The sequence below is a fragment of the Pseudomonas sp. MG-9 genome, from assembly GCF_018729515.1.
Classification (GTDB): domain Bacteria; phylum Pseudomonadota; class Gammaproteobacteria; order Pseudomonadales; family Pseudomonadaceae; genus Aquipseudomonas; species Aquipseudomonas serboccidentalis.
The window spans coordinates 686028-705840 of the sequence record NZ_JAHHZH010000002.1 but is presented as its reverse complement, the minus strand read 5'-3'; the positions used below and the strand labels follow the sequence as shown (position 1 = coordinate 705840).

At 61.1% G+C, this 19813-nt stretch carries 16 protein-coding genes; 13 read left to right on the top strand and 3 right to left on the bottom strand.

All coding sequences use genetic code 11. The features are described from left to right. Positions 1-27 precede the first annotated feature (27 nt). The gene (bioB, locus tag KKQ10_RS07880) at positions 28-1083 is read right to left on the bottom strand and encodes a biotin synthase BioB (protein WP_064589529.1); all 1056 of its coding nucleotides are present in this window, start codon (positions 1081-1083) and stop codon (positions 28-30) included. A gap of 91 nt (positions 1084-1174) precedes the next feature. Here bioB and KKQ10_RS07875 point away from each other — a divergent pair, with 91 nt between their 5' ends. From KKQ10_RS07875 to rarD, 5 genes are all read left to right on the top strand, one after another. Beyond that, the gene (locus tag KKQ10_RS07875) at positions 1175-1909 is read left to right on the top strand and encodes a ComFC family protein (protein ID WP_215500720.1); all 735 of its coding nucleotides are present in this window, start codon (positions 1175-1177) and stop codon (positions 1907-1909) included. A gap of 99 nt (positions 1910-2008) precedes the next feature. Next, positions 2009-2773, top strand: coding sequence for a TOBE domain-containing protein (locus KKQ10_RS07870; RefSeq protein WP_215500719.1), 765 nt, complete (start codon positions 2009-2011; stop codon positions 2771-2773). Positions 2774-2844: 71 nt separating this feature from the next. After that, positions 2845-4746: a PhoX family protein gene (locus KKQ10_RS07865; protein WP_215500718.1), complete on the top strand. Its 1902-nt coding sequence runs from the start codon at positions 2845-2847 to the stop codon at positions 4744-4746. A 167-nt stretch (positions 4747-4913) separates the two neighbouring features. Next, positions 4914-5888, top strand: a complete 975-nt coding sequence (locus KKQ10_RS07860; RefSeq protein ID WP_127647811.1) for a serine/threonine protein kinase — start codon at positions 4914-4916, stop codon at positions 5886-5888. A gap of 204 nt (positions 5889-6092) precedes the next feature. Continuing rightward, positions 6093-6980: an EamA family transporter RarD gene (gene rarD, locus KKQ10_RS07855; RefSeq protein ID WP_215500717.1), complete on the top strand. Its 888-nt coding sequence runs from the start codon at positions 6093-6095 to the stop codon at positions 6978-6980. A 223-nt stretch (positions 6981-7203) separates the two neighbouring features. Here the strand turns inward: rarD and KKQ10_RS07850 are convergent, their stop codons facing one another. Then, on the bottom strand, positions 7204-7722 hold the full coding sequence (locus KKQ10_RS07850) for a glycine cleavage system transcriptional repressor (protein WP_007966538.1): 519 nt from the start codon (positions 7720-7722) through the stop codon (positions 7204-7206). Positions 7723-8244: 522 nt separating this feature from the next. On the opposite strand from KKQ10_RS07850, the gene KKQ10_RS07845 reads away from it, so the two are divergent. Next, positions 8245-10422, top strand: a complete 2178-nt coding sequence (locus KKQ10_RS07845; protein WP_215500716.1) for a malate synthase G — start codon at positions 8245-8247, stop codon at positions 10420-10422. A 152-nt stretch (positions 10423-10574) separates the two neighbouring features. Here KKQ10_RS07845 and KKQ10_RS07840 read toward each other — a convergent pair whose 3' ends face one another. After that, entirely contained in the window at positions 10575-11021 is a 447-nt protein-coding gene (locus KKQ10_RS07840; RefSeq protein ID WP_127647814.1) for a response regulator, read from the bottom strand. 260 nt (positions 11022-11281) lie between these two features. On the opposite strand from KKQ10_RS07840, the gene KKQ10_RS07835 reads away from it, so the two are divergent. From KKQ10_RS07835 to KKQ10_RS07805, 7 genes are all read left to right on the top strand, one after another. After that, positions 11282-13216 carry a putative nucleotidyltransferase substrate binding domain-containing protein gene (locus KKQ10_RS07835; protein WP_343228794.1) on the top strand — a complete coding sequence of 645 codons (1935 nt, stop codon included), beginning with the start codon at positions 11282-11284 and terminating at the stop codon, positions 13214-13216. Continuing rightward, the gene (locus KKQ10_RS07830) at positions 13213-13920 is read left to right on the top strand and encodes a 3'-5' exonuclease (protein WP_215500714.1); all 708 of its coding nucleotides are present in this window, start codon (positions 13213-13215) and stop codon (positions 13918-13920) included. Before KKQ10_RS07835 ends, KKQ10_RS07830 begins: the two co-directional genes overlap by 4 nt. 264 nt (positions 13921-14184) lie before the next feature. Beyond that, a complete protein-coding gene (locus KKQ10_RS07825) occupies positions 14185-14703 on the top strand; it encodes an RNA polymerase sigma factor (protein WP_215500777.1) in 519 nt (172 codons plus the stop codon). Then, the gene (locus KKQ10_RS07820; protein ID WP_215500713.1) at positions 14700-15671 is read left to right on the top strand and encodes a FecR domain-containing protein; all 972 of its coding nucleotides are present in this window, start codon (positions 14700-14702) and stop codon (positions 15669-15671) included. Before KKQ10_RS07825 ends, KKQ10_RS07820 begins: the two co-directional genes overlap by 4 nt. Before the next feature lie 244 nt (positions 15672-15915). After that, positions 15916-18354: a TonB-dependent siderophore receptor gene (locus KKQ10_RS07815; protein WP_215500712.1), complete on the top strand. Its 2439-nt coding sequence runs from the start codon at positions 15916-15918 to the stop codon at positions 18352-18354. Between the two features lie 74 nt (positions 18355-18428). After that, positions 18429-19553, top strand: coding sequence for a PepSY-associated TM helix domain-containing protein (locus KKQ10_RS07810; RefSeq protein WP_215500711.1), 1125 nt, complete (start codon positions 18429-18431; stop codon positions 19551-19553). After that, positions 19550-19729: a hypothetical protein gene (locus KKQ10_RS07805; protein ID WP_127647820.1), complete on the top strand. Its 180-nt coding sequence runs from the start codon at positions 19550-19552 to the stop codon at positions 19727-19729. The genes KKQ10_RS07810 and KKQ10_RS07805 overlap by 4 nt, the downstream gene beginning before the upstream one ends. Positions 19730-19813: the final 84 nt, after the last annotated feature.

Below are 19813 nucleotides of genomic sequence, written 5' to 3'. Positions count from 1 at the left end.
TTTGAATCAGTACGCGCGGTGTTGTGCTCAGACCGCAGCGTTATAGAACTGCTCGCTGCTCTTCTGCTCCACCAGCGCCTGCTCGATCGCGGCCTGATGCACTTCATCGGAATGCTCTTCGCGCGCTTCCGGTTGAATGCCCAGACGGGCGAACAGTTGCATGTCCTTGTCGGCCTGCGGGTTGGCGGTGGTCAGCAGTTTGTCGCCGTAGAAAATCGAGTTGGCACCGGCGAAGAACGCCAGCGCCTGCATCTGTTCGTTCATCGCTTCGCGGCCGGCGGACAGGCGCACGTGGGATTGCGGCATGAGGATGCGCGCCACGGCGAGCATGCGAATGAAGTCGAACGGGTCGACGTCATCAGCGTTTTCCAGCGGCGTACCAGCAACTTTCACCAGCATGTTGATCGGCACCGACTCCGGATGCTCCGGCAGGTTGGCCAACTGGATCAGCAGATTGGCGCGGTCATCCAGCGACTCACCCATGCCGAGAATGCCGCCGGAGCAGATCTTCATCCCCGACTCACGCACGTAGGCCAGGGTCTGCAGGCGCTCGCTGTAGGTGCGGGTGGTGATGATGCTGCCGTAGAACTCCGGCGAGGTGTCGAGGTTGTGGTTGTAGTAATCCAGGCCGGCCTTGGCCAGCGCTGCGGTCTGCTCCTGGTCGAGACGGCCGAGGGTCATGCAGGTTTCCAGGCCCATGGCCTTGACGCCTTCGACCATCTTCAGCACGTACGGCATGTCTTTGGCCGACGGATGTTTCCACGCCGCCCCCATGCAGAAACGCGTGGAGCCGATGGCTTTGGCGCGGGCGGCCTCTTCGAGGACCTTCTGCACTTCCATCAGCTTTTCTTTTTCCAGGCCGGTGTTGTAGTGACCGGACTGCGGACAGTACTTGCAGTCTTCCGGGCAGGCGCCAGTCTTGATCGACAGTAGCGTGGAAACCTGCACCCGGTTGGCGTTGAAATGCGCGCGGTGCACCGTCTGCGCCTGGAACAGCAAGTCGTTGAATGGCTGTACGAAGAGCGCTTTGACTTCGGCTAAAGACCAGTCGTGACGCAGGGTGGCAGAAGTGCTGGCGCTCATGGGCAGTTCCTTGGTTATGCTTGGCTGGCGGCTGCGGGAACGGAATACCCACAGGCGCGACACGGATGTTCGGCATATTTAAGGAAGAGCCATGCGCTGTCAACCACGACACGAACAACAGGTTTACATCTGTTTAAAAAACGTACATACCTGCTTACTGTGCGATGAGCCCGCAGAAGCAGAAATGCCAATCTGCGTGGCCTGCGAAACCGATTTGCCCTGGCTCGGCGACCACTGCCAGACCTGCGCCCTGCCACTGCCCGCTGCCGGCCTGACCTGCAGCGAGTGCCTGTTAGAGCCTCCGGCGTTCGAACAGGTCATCGCGCCGTGGCGTTATGACTTCCCGGTGGACAGCCTGATTACGCGCTTTAAACACAACGCAAAATGGCCGTTTGGCCACCTGCTCGCCGACGTTGCCGGACAATACCTGCAGCATCGCTTCGACGAGGGATTACCGCGCCCCGACATGTTGTTGCCGGTGCCGCTGGCGAACAAACGCCTGCGTCAACGCGGGTTCAATCAAGCCGCCATGCTGGGGCGATGGTTGAGCCACCAGCTTGATCTGCCGTTTGAAGAACATGCTCTACGGCGGATACACGACACCCATGCCCAGCAGGACCTCGACGCCAAGGCGCGCAAGCGCAATTTGCGTAACGCCTTCGCACTGGCGATCGCCGCGGATGTGAAAGGTCGGCATCTCGCGTTGATCGATGACGTGCTGACCACCGGCGCTACGGCCCGGGCATTGGCGCGACTGTTGAGGGATGCTGGGGCAGCAAGGGTCGACGTGTACTGCCTGGCCCGCACACCAAAACCCGGAAGCTGAATCGGCTCACGCCTACAAGGGAACTGTGTCTGGCTTGACGGATGCGCCGCAAGCCGCCAACTTCAGTCCCCACCGCCACCGTGAAAAAGCACCCATTTCATGTCCCTGCCCAGCCTGTTGTCCCAGCACATCGTCCGCCGTCCGCAGCGCATTGCCCTGCTGCAACACATTGCCGAACAGGGCTCGATCACCCGCGCCGCGAAAAGCGCCGGACTGAGTTACAAAGCGGCCTGGGATGCGATCGATGAACTGAACAACCTCGCGCAGAAACCGCTGGTGGAACGTGCCGTCGGTGGCAAGGGTGGCGGTGGCGCCAGGTTATCCAGCGAAGGCGAACGGGTGTTGCGCCTGTATCAAAAGTTGCAGGCCTTGCAGGCGCAAGTGCTCGAAGCCGCCGAAGACGCCAGCGATCTGGACTTGCTCGGTCGGCTGATGCTGCGCACCAGCGCTCGCAACCAGTTGCACGGTAAAGTCGTGGCGATCGACGGCCAGGGCCGCAACGACCTGATCCGCCTCGAACTGGCCGAAGGCCTGTGGATCGATGCACAGATCACCCACGACAGCACCGTGCACCTGGAGCTGCAACCGGGCACCGAAGTGGTGGCACTGATCAAGGCGGGCTGGCTTGAATTGCTGGCGCCGGAGCAGGCCGCAACATCTGGACACAATCTTCTGAGCGGCACCATCGAAGCCATTCTCGATGCCGAGGACGGTCCCAGCGAAGTGCGCATCGCCCTGCCCAACGGCCAGATTCTGTGCGCTCTGGCAGAGCCGCTGCAGCTTCGCACCCACGGGCTGAGTGTCGAGCAACCGGTGCAGGTGCAGTTCTCGCCGTCCAATGTGCTGATCGGCACGCCGCTCTAACAGTCCGCCTGCAACAAAATCTTCATCGCTCCCCATTAAGGTGGCTGCCAAAACCAAGCAGGGAGCCTGATGTGAGCCTATTAGAAGAAAACCAATCCACTGATCTGGAAAAGATGGTCGGTCTCAGCCGTCGCGGTTTCATCAGCGCCGGCGCGCTGTGTGGCGCTGCCATGTTCCTCGGCGGCAACCTGCTCAGCCGCAGCGTACTGGCCTCCAGCGTCAGCGCCAGCAACAGTCGCCTGCTCGGTTTCGAGAGCATCCCCGCCGCGACCACTGACGTCATCAGCCTGCCGAAGGGCTACAAGTCCTCGGTACTGATCAGTTGGGGCCAGCCGCTGCACAAGAACGGCCCGGCCTTCGACCCGAGCGGCAATGGCACCGCCGCCGCACAGGAAGTGCAATTCGGTGACAACAACGACGGCATGAGCCTGTTCGCCTTCCCCGACGACCGAAACCGCGCGTTGATGGCGATCAACAACGAATACACCAACTACCGTTACCTCTACCCGCACGGCGGCATGCCGCAATCGGCCGAAGACGTGCGCAAGGCGCTGGCCTGCGAAGGCGTGTCGGTGATCGAAGTGCAGCGCAAGAACGGTCAATGGCAGTTCGTCCAGGGCTCGCGCTACAACCGCCGGATTCACGGCAACTCGCCGCTGCGCATCAGTGGTCCGGCCGCTGGCCACGACCTGATGAAAACCAGCGCCGACAAACACGGCAAGAAAGTCCTGGGCACGTTCCAGAACTGCGCCAACGGTAAAACCCCTTGGGGCACCTATCTGACCTGCGAAGAGAACTTCACCGACTGCTTCGGCAGCAGCAACGCCCAGCAGCAGTTCGACCCGGCGCAGAAGCGCTACGGTGTGTCGGCGGCCAGTCGCGAGATCAACTGGCACCCGTTCGACCCGCGCTTCGACATGGCCAAGAACCCCAACGAGCTCAACCGTCACGGCTGGGTGGTCGAGATCGATCCGTTCGATCCGCAATCGACCCCGGTCAAACGCACCGCACTGGGCCGTTTCAAACATGAAAACGCCGCTCTGGCCGAGACCGACGACGGTCGCGCCGTGGTGTACATGGGCGACGACGAGCGTGGCGAGTTCATCTACAAGTTCGTCAGCCGCGACCGCATCAACCACCGCAACCCGAAAGCCAACCGCGACATCCTCGACCACGGCACCCTGTACGTGGCGAAGTTCGATGCCGGTGACGGTAACCCGGATCACCCGAAAGGCCAGGGCCAGTGGATCGAACTGACCCACGGCAAGAACGGCATCGACGCCAGCAGTGGTTTCGCCGATCAGGCCGAAGTGCTGATCCACGCCCGCCTCGCCGCCAGTGTGGTCGGTGCGACGCGCATGGACCGCCCGGAGTGGATCGTTGTCAGCCCGAAGGACGGCCAGGTCTATTGCACCCTGACCAACAACGCCAAACGTGGCGAAGACGGGCAACCGGTGGGCGGTCCGAACCCACGTGAGAAGAACGTCTACGGGCAGATCCTGCGCTGGCGCACCGACCGCGACGATCACGCATCGAAGACCTTCGCCTGGGACCTGTTCGTGGTCGCCGGCAACCCGAGCGTGCACGCCGGTACGCCGAAAGGTGGCTCGAAGAACATCACCCCACAGAACATGTTCAACAGCCCCGACGGCCTGGGGTTCGACAAGGCCGGACGCTTGTGGATTCTCACCGACGGCGATTCGAGCAACGCCGGGGACTTTGCCGGGATGGGCAATAACCAGATGCTTTGCGCCGACCCGGCGACCGGCGAGATTCGTCGGTTCATGGTCGGGCCGATTGGTTGTGAAGTGACCGGGATCAGCTTCTCGCCGGATCAGAAAACGTTGTTTGTCGGGATTCAGCATCCGGGCGAGAACGGTGGGTCGACCTTCCCTGAGCATCTGCCGAATGGCAAGCCGCGGTCTTCGGTGATGGCGATTACTCGTGAGGACGGTGGAATAGTCGGCGCCTGACAGGCCCTCATCGCGAGCAGGCTCACTCCTACAAAGGAATGCGTTCCAAAATGTAGGAGTGAGCCTGCTCGCGATGGCGTCAGCACAGACACCAACCAACTCCCCCGCCGCCATCTGCGCTACCATGCTGGGCCGGACGCGGCAGCCTGCCGCGCGCAGGAGTCAGCATGGCCCACCCGTTTGAAACCCTCACACCCGATCTCGTGCTCGATGCCGTCGAAAGCATCGGCTTCCTGAGCGATGCGCGCATTCTGGCGCTCAACAGCTACGAAAACCGCGTCTACCAGGTCGGCATCGAAGACTCCGAACCGCTGATCGCCAAGTTCTACCGCCCGCAGCGCTGGACCAACGAGGCCATCCTCGAAGAACACCAATTCACCTTCGAACTGGCCGACGTCGAGATTCCCGTGGTGGCGCCGCTGATCCACAACGGCCAGACCCTGCACGAACACGCCGGTTTCCGTTTCACCCTGTTTCCCCGTCGCGGCGGCCGTGCCCCGGAGCCGGGCAACCTCGATCAGCTGTATCGCCTCGGCCAGTTGCTCGGGCGCATTCATGCGGTCGGCGCGACCAAGCCGTTCGAGCACCGCGAAGCGCTGGGCGTGAAAAATTTCGGCCATGACTCGCTGACTACGCTGCTCGAAGGCAACTTCATCCCCAAGAGCCTGTTGCCCGCCTACGAGTCCGTGGCCCGCGACCTGCTCAAGCGCGTGGAAGATGTCTACGCCGCCACGCCGCACCAGAACATTCGCATGCACGGCGACTGCCACCCCGGCAACATGATGTGCCGCGACGAGATGTTCCACATCGTCGACCTCGACGACTGCCGCATGGGCCCGGCGGTGCAGGACATCTGGATGATGCTGGCGGGCGATCGTCAGGAATGCCTCGGGCAACTGTCGGAACTGATGGACGGCTACAACGAATTCCACGACTTCGATCCGCGTGAGCTGGCGCTGATCGAACCGCTACGCGCCCTGCGCCTGATGCACTACAGCGCTTGGCTGGCGCGGCGCTGGGACGACCCGGCGTTCCCGCACAGCTTTCCGTGGTTTGGTACGGAGCGTTATTGGGGCGATCAGGTGTTGGCGCTGCGCGAACAGCTTGCGGCGCTCAACGAAGAACCGCTGAAACTCTTCTGACCCACCACCTACCCTGTAGGAGTGAGCCTGCACGCGATAGCGTCTTATCAGTCGACGTAAATGTTGAATGTCAGACCGCTATCGCGAGCAGGCTCACTCCTACAGGGTTTTGTGTTCACACATTTCTGACCAATCAGCTCAGGCATTCGTAGACAAATCTCCTTACAATCCCTGCTTTGTCAGCTGCCTAAGCAAGGATTCTGCATGCAAGCCGCCAACCCGCGTCGCGGGTACATTCTGGGCCTGAGTGCCTACATCATCTGGGGCCTGTTCCCGATCTATTTCAAAGCCATCGCCGAAGTTCCGGCCGTCGAAATCATCATTCACCGCGTGCTGTGGTCAGCGCTGTTCGGCGCCTTGTTGCTGATGGTGTGGAAGCACCCCGGCTGGTTGCGCGAGTTGCTGGACAACCCCAAGCGCCTGGCAATCCTGGCCCTGAGCGGCACCCTGATCGCGGCCAACTGGCTGACCTACGTGTGGTCGGTGAACAATGGGCGCATGCTCGAAGCGAGCCTCGGTTACTACATCAACCCGCTGGTCAACGTGCTGTTGGGGATGTTGATTCTCGGCGAACGTCTGCGGCGCATGCAGTGGATCGCGGTGGGGCTGGCAGCCGTCGGCGTGGCGCAGCAGGTGTGGCAGGTCGGCAGTCTGCCGTGGGTGTCGCTGGTGCTGGCATTGACCTTCGGTTTTTACGGACTGATCCGTAAACAGGCGCCGGTCAAAGCCTTGCCGGGGCTGGTGGTGGAAACCTGGATGCTGGTGCCGATCGCCGTGGCCTGGCTGTTGTTCAACCAGACCGCAACCAGTGCACAACCCGAGTTCTGGACCACCTCGCAAGCCTGGTGGCTGGTGGCGGCGGGTCCGGTGACGCTGGTGCCGCTGGTATGCTTCAACGCTGCCACCCGCCACTTGCCCTACACCACCATCGGCTTCCTGCAATACCTGGCGCCGACCTTGGTGCTGCTGCAGGCGGTGTTGCTGTTCGGCGAGCACTTGTCGTCGAGCACCCTGATCGCGTTCATCTTCATCTGGGCCGGTCTGGCCGTTTATAGCGTCGACGCGGTGATCAGTTTGCGTCGACGCAGCTGATCAAAAAACGCACAAAGCTTCGCAGGCCACGGTTCTCGTGGCCTGCAACGTTCCGCCCCAAGGTTATCCACAGCGTGATCCCCGCCGTTTGTGTGCAAGTCACTGAATGCTGGCGGTTTTTTGATCAATTCGCCGCAAGCCACGACCGGCCTGACGCTGCGCCCGGTCTCTACAGGTTATCCACAGGCAGGTGCACGTTAAAACTGGATAACCCGAGCAACGCTTAAACGTCTGTGCGTAACACCAGTTCGACCATCAGATCATCGGCCAGGGTTTCCAGGCGCGACTGCAGCACATCCAGCGACAAGGTCAACGGCACCGCCAGAATTGCTTCGGCGTGAAACAACGGCTCGCTGCTCATCGGCGCCGGTCGCACTTCCGTCACCAGCCGTTCGAGGTTCACCCCCTGCTCGCTGAGCAAGCGGGTGATGTCGCGCACGATGCCCGGGCGGTCATTGCCCACCAGTTCCATGGCGATCGGTTTCCAGGTGCAGGATTGCTCGATACCGCTTTCGGCAATCAGCACACGAATACCCTGCGCCGACAATGCTTGTAAGGAATCGACTAATTCGTCGTAAGCCTCCGCCGGTACACCCACCCGCAGAATCCCGGCGAACTGCCCGGCCATCCGTGACATGCGGCTTTCCAGCCAGTTGCCGCCGTGCTCGGCGATGCATTGGGCAATGCGCTCGACCTGCCCGGGCTTGTCCGGGGCAAAGACAGTGAGTACGAGATGGTCCATGGCGCAGCCCTCTTGTCATGACTTTTGTTATAGAAAGGCAAGTATAGGCAAGGGACCCAAATCGGCTTGTAGCACCCTGCACTTGTGGCGAGGGGGCTTGCCCCCTCGCCACCAAAGTGTGCACCGCAAGGGACGCCATAGCAGGCGAACAGAATTTATGTGTACAACTTTTTATATTTAGCTGGAACAATCTGATGGTTTTTTGAGAACATCCCGTTCCGCGACGTGACCGCAATGCGTCATGAGGTCGCAGAACGACGTAATTAGTCTGATTTTCACAAGCGCAAATCATCATGTAGTATGCCGCTGCGCGCACTACATAACGCTGGATCAATGTCTGCCCAAGGCATGTTCGCAACCTTGAAAGCCCCGTCAGCAAGGCCCCAAGCCGTTGATTGGTCCCAGCCCAGCCGCCAGCAATGGCATGTACTGGTCGGAAGGTTTGTGGTTTAAATGGCCAGAGGCTTCATTGTTAAATTGAAGAGCTGAAAAGCGAAATAGCTGAGCAGAGTGAGGCAAGCAATGACTGAACACGTTCAAGTCGGTGGCCTGCAGGTCGCCAAAGTCCTGTTCGACTTCGTGAACAACGAAGCCATTCCCGGTACCGGCCTCACCGCCGAAAAATTCTGGGAAGGTGCCGACAAGGTCATTCACGACCTGGCACCGAAGAACAAAGCCCTACTCGCCAAACGCGATGACTTCCAGGCTCGCATTGATGCCTGGCATCAGGAACGTGCCGGCCAGGCGCACGACGCCGTGGCCTACAAAGCCTTCCTGCAAGAAATCGGTTATCTGCTGCCAGAAGCGGCTGATTTCCAGGCAACGACGCAAAACGTCGATGATGAAATCGCCCGTACTGCCGGCCCGCAACTCGTCGTGCCGGTGATGAACGCCCGCTTCGCCCTCAATGCCTCGAACGCCCGCTGGGGTTCGCTGTACGACGCCCTCTACGGCACCGACGCCATCAGCGAAGACGGTGGCGCGGAAAAAGGCAAAGGCTACAACAAGGTGCGTGGCGACAAAGTCATCGCCTTCGCCCGTGCCTTCCTCGATGAAGCGGCACCATTGGCTGCCGGCTCCCACGTTGACTCCACCGGTTACAAGATCGTTGACGGCAAACTGCTGGTCTCCCTCAAGGGCGGCAGCAACACCGGCCTGCGCAACGATGCTCAACTGATCGGTTTTCAGGGCCCGGCAGACGCACCGATCGCGATCCTGCTGAAGAACCACGGTCTGCATTTCGAAATCCAGATCGACGCCAGCACCCCGGTCGGCCAGACCGACGCCGCCGGTGTCAAAGACATCCTGATGGAAGCGGCACTGACCACCATCATGGACTGTGAAGACTCCGTGGCTGCCGTCGATGCCGACGACAAAGTGGTGATCTACCGCAACTGGCTCGGCCTGATGAAGGGCGATCTGTCCGAAGAAGTCGCCAAGGGCGGCCAGACCTTCACCCGCACCATGAACCCGGATCGCACTTACACCAAGGTCGATGGCAGTGAACTGACCCTGCACGGTCGCTCGCTGCTGTTCGTGCGTAACGTCGGTCACCTGATGACCATCGACGCGATCCTCGACAAAGACGGCAACGAAGTGCCGGAAGGCATTCTCGACGGTCTGGTGACTTGTCTGGCGGCGATGCACAACCTCAACGGCAACACCTCGCGCAAGAACACCCGCACCGGTTCGGTCTACATCGTCAAACCGAAGATGCACGGGCCGGAAGAAGCGGCGTTCACCAACGAGCTGTTCGGTCGCATCGAAGACGTGCTGGGCTTGAAGCGCAACACGCTGAAAGTCGGGATCATGGACGAGGAGCGCCGTACCACGGTCAACCTCAAGGCCTGCATCAAGGCGGCCAGCGAGCGCGTGGTGTTCATCAACACCGGGTTCCTCGACCGCACCGGCGACGAAATCCACACCTCCATGGAAGCCGGCCCGATGGTACGCAAGGCCGACATGAAGGCCGAGAAGTGGATCGGCGCCTACGAAAACTGGAACGTCGATATCGGTCTGAGCACCGGCCTGCAAGGTCGTGCACAAATCGGTAAAGGCATGTGGGCGATGCCCGACCTGATGGCGGCGATGCTCGAACAGAAAATCGCTCACCCGCTGGCCGGTGCCAACACCGCCTGGGTGCCATCGCCGACCGCCGCTGCGCTGCACGCGTTGCATTACCACAAGGTCGACGTGTTCGCCCGTCAGGCCGAACTGGCCAAACGTGCTCGCGCTTCGGTGGACGACATCCTGACCATCCCGCTGGCGGTCAACCCAAGCTGGACCCCGGAGCAGATCAAGAACGAACTGGACAACAACGCCCAGGGCATTCTCGGTTACGTGGTGCGCTGGATCGACCAGGGCGTGGGTTGCTCGAAGGTGCCGGACATCAACGACGTCGGCCTGATGGAAGACCGTGCAACGCTGCGTATCTCCAGCCAGCACATCGCCAACTGGCTGCGCCACGGTATTGTCACCGACGCGCAAGTGATGGAAAGCCTCAAGCGCATGGCGCCGGTGGTCGACCGTCAGAACGCCAACGACCCGCTGTACCGTCCGCTGGCACCGAACTTCGACAGCAACATCGCCTTCCAGGCGGCGGTCGAACTGGTGATCGAAGGCACCAAACAGCCTAACGGCTATACCGAGCCGGTGCTGCACCGTCGTCGTCGCGAGTTCAAGAAGGCTAACGGCCTGTAATTTGCGCTGAAGGCCGGACATGAAAAAGCCCAGATCGAAAGATCAGGGCTTTTTTGTGGATGCAGAATCAAAAGATCGCAGCCTTCGGCAGCTCCTACAGGCGAGCTCATGCAGGAGCTGGCGAAGGCTGCGATCGTTTGCTCTTCAAAAAGTCAGGGCTCGATGCCCAATTCGTGTTTGACCAGACCGAGCAACTTGCCCGTATCAATCGGCTTGAGCAGGAAATCCACCACGCTCAGATGCATCGCCGCAATGGCATCCTTCACATCCGCATCGCCCGAAACAATGATGATCGGCAGCGCCGCCCTGACCGATTCGCGCACCTGGCGGACCAGCTCCAGACCATCGATATTGCCCATGCGCAGATCAGTGATCACCAGCCCGATCAAAGGTTTTTCCGCGAGCATTTTCAGTGCGGTTTCGCCGCTGGCCGCGGTCATGCAATGAATGCCATCCAACGCGAGTATCTCCGACAACAGCTCCCGGGCGTCCTTGTCATCATCGACGATCAGTACACGCTGCGGCGGCAAGTCGGGTTCGAGCATTACAGCGCTGAGCGCTTCACGCTCGGCGTCGCTCAAAATATCGTGGTCGGACATGGCATTCTCTACGTTTTCAAATCGATCACCTGGCACAGTCGTCTGACATCGCTAAGCACAGCTTCAATGTGCACTTCGTCGGATTTTTTTCCAATAGGCTGACGGAAGAATTTCCGACTGTTTTTGTAGGGATCTTCCCAAATGTGCCCAACGGCAGCGCCAACCTAGACTTACGTCCAATGGGCACCCTGCGCGCAGGGGCCGACCATGGCTGCAACGAACCGACGAACAACAATTCAAAAAAGACTGCGGTAATGGTTATGAGTAAAGCGGACGCCTTCACCCAGGCAGGGAAAACCGCGGTATTGCAGAACATTCAGGGCACCCTGCAATTTCTCCAGCGCTTCCCGCCCTTCAATCAGATGGAACACGCCCACCTGGCTTATCTGGTGGAGCAATGTCAGCTGCGTTTCTATGCTCAGGGCGAAAGCATCATCAAGCCCGCCGACGGGCCGGTGGAACATTTCTACATCGTCAAACAGGGTCGTGTGATCGGCGAACGTCAGCACATCACCAAACCCGGCACGGAAACCACTTTTGAAATCACTACCGGCGAGTGTTTCCCCCTCGCCGCGCTGATTGGCGAACGGGCAACCCGCACCGAGCATCTGGCGGGCGAAGACACCTTCTGCCTGCAACTGAACAAACCGGCGTTCATCAAACTGTTCGCCTTGTCCAACAGCTTCCGCGACTTCGCTTTGCGCGGGGTCAGCAGCCTGCTCGATCAGGTCAATCAGCAAGTCCAGCAAAAAGCCGTGGAAACCCTCGGCACCCAGTATTCGCTCAACACCCGCCTCGGCGAACTGGCGATGCGTCATCCGGTGACCTGCAGCCCCGACACCCCACTGCGCGAAGCGGTGAAGCTGATGCACGAGCAGCAGGTCGGCAGCATCGTCGCGGTGGATGAACACAAGGCACCGCTGGGGATTTTCACCCTGCGCGACCTGCGTGAAGTGGTCGCCAATGGCAGCGGTGATTTCAGCGAAGCCATCGAACAGCACATGACCCGCGCGCCGTTTTTTCTCTCGCCGGATCACAGCGCCTTCGATGCCGCGATTGCCATGACCGAACGGCACATTGCCCATGTCTGTCTGGTGAAAGAACAGCGCCTGTGCGGCGTGGTCTCCGAGCGTGATCTGTTCTCGCTGCAGCGGGTCGACCTGGTGCACCTGGCCCGGACCATCCGCAGCGCCCAGCGCGTGGAGCAACTGGTGAACCTGCGTGGCGAAATCGGTCAACTGGTCGAACGCATGTTGGCTCACGGTGCATCCTCGACGCAGATCACCCACATCATCACCCTGCTCAACGACCACACGGTGTGCCGGGTGATCGAACTGACCCTCGCCGAAAAAGGCGACCCAGGTGTGCCGTTCAGTTGGCTGTGCTTCGGCAGCGAGGGCCGGCGTGAACAGACCCTGCACACCGATCAGGACAACGGCATCCTGTTCGAAGCGCGGGATGCGGCGCATGCGGCGGAGATTCGCGGCAAGCTGCTGCCGATTGCGCAGCAGATCAACCAAAGCCTGGCGCAGTGCGGTTTCAGCCTGTGCAAGGGCAACATCATGGCCGGCAATCCCGAGCTGTGCCTGTCCCGGGCGGAATGGGCGCGGCGTTTTGCGGCGTTCATCCGCGAGGCAACGCCGGAGAACCTGCTCGGCTCGAGCATCTACTTCGACCTGCGGGTGGTCTGGGGCGACGAGAAAGGTTGCGCGCAGTTGCGCCGGGGAATCCTCGATCAGGTCGGCGACAACCGTTTGTTCCAGCGCATGATGGCCGAGAACGCCCTGCGCAATCGTCCGCCCGTGGGGCGTTTTCGCGATTTTGTGCTGGCGCGCAAGAACGGCGAGAAAGCCACCCTCGATCTCAAGGTCCAGGGCCTGACGCCCTTCGTCGACGGCGCACGCCTGTTGGCTCTGGCGCATGGCATCGAAACCAACAACACCCTGGAGCGCCTGCGTCAGCTGGTCGAAAAAGAAGTCATCGAACGGCTCGACGGCGCGGCGTATGAAGAGGCTTACCACTTCATCCAGCAGACGCGCATGCAGCAACACCAGATCCAGACCCGCGAGAACCTGCCCTGGTCGAACCGGGTCGACCCGGACAGCCTCAATCATCTGGACCGGCGCATCCTGCGTGAATCCCTGCGCCAGGCCCAGCGCCTGCAAAGCAGCCTGGCCTTGCGGTATCAGCTATGAGCCTGTTCTCGTGGTTGCGCCCGGCCAGCCCGTTGCTTTCGGCGGACTTGCAACAACGTCTGGCGAAGCTGCCTGCGATCCGCGAACTGCATGAATGCAGCCTGCGCGAACAGCGCTGGGTGGTGCTGGATCTGGAAACCACCGGGCTGAACCTGAACAAGGATCGCGTACTGTCGATCGGCGCCGTGGTAATCGAAGACGGCGCGATCGATTTCAGTCAGCAGTTCGAACGCACCCTGCAATGTCGAGAGCTGAAGCTCAGCCCGAGTGTGTTGATTCATGGTTTGGGGCCGAATGCGATTGCCGCCGGCAGCGACCCGGCCGAAGCGCTGCTGGAGCTCATGGAGTTTATCGGCGACAGCCCGGTGCTGGCGTTTCATGCGCCCTTCGATCAGCACATGCTCGGACGGGCGCTGAAGGAACACCTGGGCTACAAGCTGCAGAATGTGTTTCTGGATGTCGCGGACATGGCGCCGCTGCTGTGCCCGCAGGCGCATATCCGCGAGGCCGGGCTGGATGAGTGGATCGACTGGTTCAAGCTTGAGGTATTCGAGCGGCATAACGCGAGTGCCGATGCGCTGGCAACGGCGGAGCTGGCGTTGATTCTGTTCAGCCGGGCGCGGCAGCAGCAGATTCACAGTCCGTTGAATCTGCAGCAGCGCTTGAGTCAGTGGAAGCGTCGTCAGCAGGCGCCTTCCTTCTAGATTTCTAGCGCCTGTTCCGGCCCCTTCGCGAGCAAGCTCGCTCACAGTTTTCGTGTCGAACAACATCCCCCAGTAGGAGCTGCCGCAGGCTGCGATCTTTTGATCTTGTTTTTAAAAGCAACATCAAAAGATCGCAGCCTTCGGCAGCTCCTACAGGGCTTACTATTAACTTCACCTGACCAGTGGCCAATTGCTAACCATTCCCACCTCTGCGAGAATCGCGAACAATTCTCGTTGGTTAACATTTCCCAATCGGTGCGTCTGGTGTCGTCAGTCCCAAGCCCTCACAGTGAACTCGTCGGTGCGTTGTATCGCGACCATCGCGGTTGGCTGCTGAGCTGGTTGCGACGCAATGTGGCATGCCCGCAGCGAGCCGAAGACCTGAGCCAGGATACCTTCGTGCGTCTGCTCGGCCGCGATGAACTGCTGACGCCGCGCGAACCCCGGGCATTTCTGGTGGCGATCGCCAAAGGTCTGCTGTTCGACTACTTCCGTCGCGCCGCGCTGGAACAGGCCTACCTCGCCGAATTGATGCTGATCCCCGAAGGCGAACAACCTTCGGTGGAAGAACAGCAACTGATCCTCGAAGACCTCAAGGCCATCGACCGTCTGCTCGGCAAACTGTCGACCAAGGCCCGCGCCGCTTTCCTTTATAACCGCATCGACGGCCTCGGCCATGCCGAAATCGCCGAGAAGCTCGGCGTCTCGGTGCCGCGGGTGCGGCAGTACCTCGCACAGGGGATTCGCCAGTGCTACGTCGCCCTCTACGGTGAGCCGACATGAACCCGGCCAGTTCCAAACCGGTCTCGGCCCAGGTGCTGGACGCGGCGATTGCCTGGCAGTTGTCGCTGGATTCGGGCAGTCCGCTTGAGCGCGAAGAGTTCGCCAAATGGCATGCAGCCCATGAAGAGCACGCCCGGGCCTGGCGCCAGTTGGGCATGCTCGATCAGCGTTTCAGCGTGGCCAACGGTCCGGCCCGCAGCGCCTTGCTGCAATCACGCGAAGGCATTCGTCGCCGGGTGCGCAAGCTGGGCAGTGGTCTGGCAAGCCTTGTCGCGGTGGTCGGTCTGGCGCTGCTGGTCGGTGATCGCTACCTGCCGCTGGATTACTGGCTCGCCGATCAACGCACCGCGACGGGCGAGCAACGCACAGTGCGTCTGGCCGACGGCACCCTGCTCAACCTCAACACCCACAGCGCAGTGGATGTGCGGTTCGACGCCAGGCAACGGCTGATCGTCCTGCAGGAAGGCGAGATTCTGGTAGAGACCGGCCATGGCGATGCACGGCCCTTCATCGTCGAGACCCGCGAAGGCAGCATGCGCGCGCTGGGTACGCGGTTTCTGGTCAAGCGCGAGGAGCAAGGCACACGCCTGAGCGTGTTGCAATCGGCCGTCGCCGCGCATCCGCAAAACCACCCGCAAGAGCAGATCCTGCGCGAAGGCCAGCAAGTGCTGATTCGCAATGACGGCCTCGACAGCGTCGCCACCCTCACGCCCGGCGCCGATGCCTGGACCCGCGGCATGCTGGTGGTGGATAACGCGCGGCTGGAAGACCTGGTGCATGAGCTGGGACGCTACCGCCGCGGGTATCTGGGCGTGGCCCCGGAAGTCGCCGACCTGCGCATCACCGGCAGCTTCCCGCTGCACGACACCGACAAGGCCTTGAGCGCCCTGCTGCCGACCCTGCCAGTGCAGATCGAGCAGCACACGCCGTATTGGGTCACGGTGGCGAAGGCTGATACCAAACCTTAAGAAATTCGTTGTCGGGAATATAGCTATCGCGAGCAGGCTCAGTCCTACAGTTGGAATACGTTCCGCTGTAGGACTGAGCCTGCTCGCGATAGGGCCACCCGCCGCACTCGAAAATCCAGGCGTGCCATCCAAATCGGCCGCCCACTTTCAGTTAATCGAAATTAGTTTCATCCAGCCCTATCACTTTTCAATTCTCGTCCGGCACACAGGCAATTGAGAAATATTTCCATTCAGGAGCCTTCGCATGTCCCGTTCGCTAGACACCTTGTTGCGCCCCAGTCTGTTGGCTGCGGCCATCGCCCTCGGCGCACCGCTGCTCAGCAGCCCGTTGCTCGCTGCTGAACAGGCTTCCAGCGTGCGCGCCTACAACCTGCCGGCTGCTTCGTTGTCGACCACGCTGAACCAGATCGCCAGCCAGGGCGGCCTCGCGTTGTCGCTGAACCCGTCGCTGGCCGCCGGCAAGACCTCGGCGCCGGTCAACGGTCAGTACGACGCCGCTGGCGCTCTGCGCGCGGCGCTGCAAGGCACCGGTCTGCAACTGGAACAAAGCAGCACCGGCACCTACACCCTGGTGGCGGTGCCGGAAGGGACACTGGCGTTGCCGGAAACGGCGGTGATCGGTGTGGAAAATTATGAAACGGCCTGGGGCCCGGTCGAAGGCTACACCGCCACCCGCACCGCCGCCGGCAGCAAGACCGACACCGCGCTGGTCGAAGCCCCGCGCTCGATCTCCGTCGCCACCCGTCAGCAAATGGACGACCGCAGCGTGCACAGCCTTGATGACGCCGTGCGCTACATGCCGGGCATCACCGCCAGCAGCTACGGTAGCGACACCCGCGCCGACTGGCTGCGCGTGCGCGGCTTCGAACCGACCCAGTTCCTCGATGGCCTGCCGCTGCCAAAAGGCGTGTACGCCAACCCGAAACAGGAGACCTGGAACCTCGATCGCCTCGCCCTGCTGCGCGGCCCGGCCTCTTCCGTTTACGGTCAGACCCCGCCGGGCGGCCTGCTGGACATGGTCAGCCGTCGCCCGAGCGCCGACGCCAGCAGCGAAATCCAGCTGCAGTACGGCAGCGACAACCATCGCCAGATCAACTTCGCCAGCACCGGCAAGATCGACGACGCCGGGCAGTTTCTCTACGGCATCAGCGGTGTGGTGCGGGACAGCGACACGCAGATCGATCACATCGAAAACAAGCGCTACAACATCGCGCCGAGCCTGACCTGGAACATCAACGACGACACCAGACTCACCCTGCTGAGCCAGTTCACCCGCGACGATACCGGTGTCACCAGCCAGTTCTACCCGATCCAGGGCACCAAGATCGACATGCCGTTCGGCAAGATTTCCCATCACAAGAATCTGGGCGATCCTGACTACGACTTCTACGACCGCACCTACTACGCGCTCGGCTATGCCTTTGAGCATCGCCTCAACGACGTCTGGCAGTTCAAGCAGAACCTGCGCTACACCAAGTCGGACCTGTCGTTCCAGACCGTGACCGTCAACAGTTACAACCCGTCCTTTGCCGGTTTCACCGTTGACGATCAGGGCAATGTCGGGCGTGGCACCACCAACGTCGATGAAGACATCAGCCAGTTCGCCGTGGACAACAACTTCCAGGCCGACTTCGCCACAGGTGACATTCGCCATACGCTGCTGCTCGGTCTGGATCACCAGCGCAGCAACACTAACTACACGTCGATTTTCGGCACCGCGCCGGACATCAACGTCAACAACCCGATCTACGGCCAGCCGATCACTCGTCCGCCGCGCTCCTCGGCCTTCTACGACTATGACCAGAAGACTTACCAGACCGGCCTGTACGTGCAGGATCAGATGGCCCTCGACCAATGGCGCCTGACCCTGGGCGGTCGTGAAGACTGGGTGCACACCAGTACCCGCTTCATCAACAAGGGCGATGCCACCAACACCCAGCGCGACAAGGCCTTCAGCGGCAATGCAGCGCTCAGCTATGTGTTCGATTCGGGCTTCGTGCCGTACCTGTCGTACGCCGAATCCTTCCAGCCCACCGCCGGCGCCGACGCCACGTCCACCGGTTCGCTCAAGCCGACCGAAGGCAAGCAGTGGGAACTGGGCATCAAGTACCAGCCGCCAGGCAGCAAGACCTTGCTGAGCGCCGCGGTGTATGACCTGACCCAGAAGAACGTCTCGATGAACACCATCGTCAACAACGTGACGATCACCAGTCAGGCCGGTGAAGTGAAGGTCAAAGGCCTGGAGCTGGAAGCGGTCTCGGACGTCACCGATAACCTTAAAGTCATCGCCGCCTACACCCTGGCCAAGTCCGAAGTGCAGAAAGGCGTGGACAAGGGCAACCGCCTGCAACTGATGCCCAACCAGCAAGCGTCGCTGTGGACCGACTACACCTGGCACAGCGGCGTACTCGACGGCTTCGGTGTCGGCGGTGGTGTGCGTTACACCGGCAACACTTACGGCGACAAGGCCAACACCTGGCTGGGCAAAGCGGACGCCTACACCGTGTTCGACGCCTCGGTGCATTACGACCTCGGTCGCCTCGATAACAGCCTCAAAGGGGCATCGGTCGCGGTCAACGCCACCAACCTGTTCGACAAGGACTACATCTCCACCTGCGACGGTTTCTACTGCTACTACGGCGACCAGCGCAGTGTCGTCGCCAGCGCCACTTACAAGTGGTAAGCGCGTGAGCTGAAACAAGTCCTGTCACCAGGCCGTCCCCCGTGGGCGGCTTCGGTGTTTTTGAAGGTCATGAAATGAAAAGTAAAACAATCCGCCGCTGGTCGTTCATCCACACCTGGACCAGCCTGATCTGCACCGTGTTTTTGCTGCTGCTGGCATTGACCGGCCTGCCGCTGATCTTCCATCACGAGATCGAGCATCTGCTCGGTGACGCGCCGCAGCTACGCGAGATGCCGGCTGACACGCCGCACCTGAACCTGGCGCAACTGGTGGAGGCCGCAGAAAACCATCGCCCCGGCGACGTGGTGCAGTACTTCGGTTTCGAGGACGACGAGCCCAACGCCGTGCTGACGATCATGGCGAAAACCGCCGGCACCGAGCCCAACGCCTCGCACACCTTCATGCTCGACGCGCGCACCGGTGAAGCGCTGGAAACCCCGTCGGCCAATGGCGGCCTGATGCTGTTCATTCTGCGCCTGCACGTCGACATGTTTGCCGGACTGCCGGGCAAGTTGCTGCTGGCGTTCATGGGTTTGCTGTTTGTGGTAGCGATCATCTCGGGCACGGTGCTGTACTTGCCGTTCATGCGCCGGTTGCAGTTCGGCACCGTGCGCCAGGACAAGTCCACCCGCCTGCGCTGGCTCGATCTGCACAACCTGATCGGCGTCGTTACGCTGACCTGGGCGCTGGTGGTCGGTGTGACCGGAGTGATCAGCGCCTGCGCCGACCTGATCATCGCCGCGTGGCGCAATGACTCGCTGACCGCGATGGTCGCGCCGTACCGCGATGCACCACCCCTCACCCAACTGGCCCCGGCCACTCACCTGCTGGACATCGCCCGGGACGTCGCGCCGGGGATGAACCCGGACTTCATCGCCTTCCCCGGTACGCGGTTTTCCAGCGAGCATCATTACGCGGTGTTCATGAAGGGCGGCACCCACCTGACCTCGCACCTGCTGACGCCGGTGCTGATCGATGCCAGCACTCTGCAAGTCACCGCTGTGGCCGAGCGCCCGTGGTACATGGACGCCATGGGCCTGTCGCAGCCGCTGCACTTCGGTGACTACGGCGGCATGCCGATGAAAATCCTCTGGGCGACCCTCGACGTGCTGACGATCATCGTGCTTGGCAGTGGCGTGTATCTCTGGGTGGTGCGGCGTAAAGCGGCGAAACCGCTGCCGGTGGAGGCTGCTGCATGAAGCCGCGTCAGACCAATTTCTGGAAGGTCTTCAGTACGCCGCTGGTGATTGCGCTGCTGAGTGCGGCGGGGTTGTTTTCGGCGCTGTTGGGGGATGGGGTGTGGGATGCGTTGAGCTGGGTCGGGCTGGGTGTCCCGGCATTTCTGGCCATAAGAGGTTTGTTGCCGCGAAGCTGAAGATCCCTGTAGGAGCTGCGGAACGCTGCGATCTTTTGACCTTGATGCTTTTTTAAGATCAAGATCAAAAGATCGCAGCGTTCC

Excerpts from the sequence above, each read along its gene's own strand:
- KKQ10_RS07870 (WP_215500719.1), top strand. The coding sequence starts at position 2,009 with ATGTCCCTGCCCAGCCTGTTGTCCCAGCACATCGTCCGCCGTCCGCAG.
- KKQ10_RS07850 (WP_007966538.1), bottom strand. The coding sequence starts at position 7,722 with ATGGACCATCTCGTACTCACTGTCTTTGCCCCGGACAAGCCCGGGCAG.
- KKQ10_RS07875 (WP_215500720.1), top strand. The coding sequence starts at position 1,175 with ATGCGCTGTCAACCACGACACGAACAACAGGTTTACATCTGTTTAAAA.
- KKQ10_RS07840 (WP_127647814.1), bottom strand. The coding sequence starts at position 11,021 with ATGTCCGACCACGATATTTTGAGCGACGCCGAGCGTGAAGCGCTCAGC.
- KKQ10_RS07835 (WP_343228794.1), top strand. The coding sequence starts at position 11,282 with ATGAGTAAAGCGGACGCCTTCACCCAGGCAGGGAAAACCGCGGTATTG.
- bioB (WP_064589529.1), bottom strand. The coding sequence starts at position 1,083 with ATGAGCGCCAGCACTTCTGCCACCCTGCGTCACGACTGGTCTTTAGCC.
- KKQ10_RS07845 (WP_215500716.1), top strand. The coding sequence starts at position 8,245 with ATGACTGAACACGTTCAAGTCGGTGGCCTGCAGGTCGCCAAAGTCCTG.
- KKQ10_RS07830 (WP_215500714.1), top strand. The coding sequence starts at position 13,213 with ATGAGCCTGTTCTCGTGGTTGCGCCCGGCCAGCCCGTTGCTTTCGGCG.
- KKQ10_RS07860 (WP_127647811.1), top strand. The coding sequence starts at position 4,914 with ATGGCCCACCCGTTTGAAACCCTCACACCCGATCTCGTGCTCGATGCC.
- KKQ10_RS07815 (WP_215500712.1), top strand. The coding sequence starts at position 15,916 with ATGTCCCGTTCGCTAGACACCTTGTTGCGCCCCAGTCTGTTGGCTGCG.
- KKQ10_RS07820 (WP_215500713.1), top strand. The coding sequence starts at position 14,700 with ATGAACCCGGCCAGTTCCAAACCGGTCTCGGCCCAGGTGCTGGACGCG.
- rarD (WP_215500717.1), top strand. The coding sequence starts at position 6,093 with ATGCAAGCCGCCAACCCGCGTCGCGGGTACATTCTGGGCCTGAGTGCC.
- KKQ10_RS07810 (WP_215500711.1), top strand. The coding sequence starts at position 18,429 with ATGAAAAGTAAAACAATCCGCCGCTGGTCGTTCATCCACACCTGGACC.
- KKQ10_RS07805 (WP_127647820.1), top strand. The coding sequence starts at position 19,550 with ATGAAGCCGCGTCAGACCAATTTCTGGAAGGTCTTCAGTACGCCGCTG.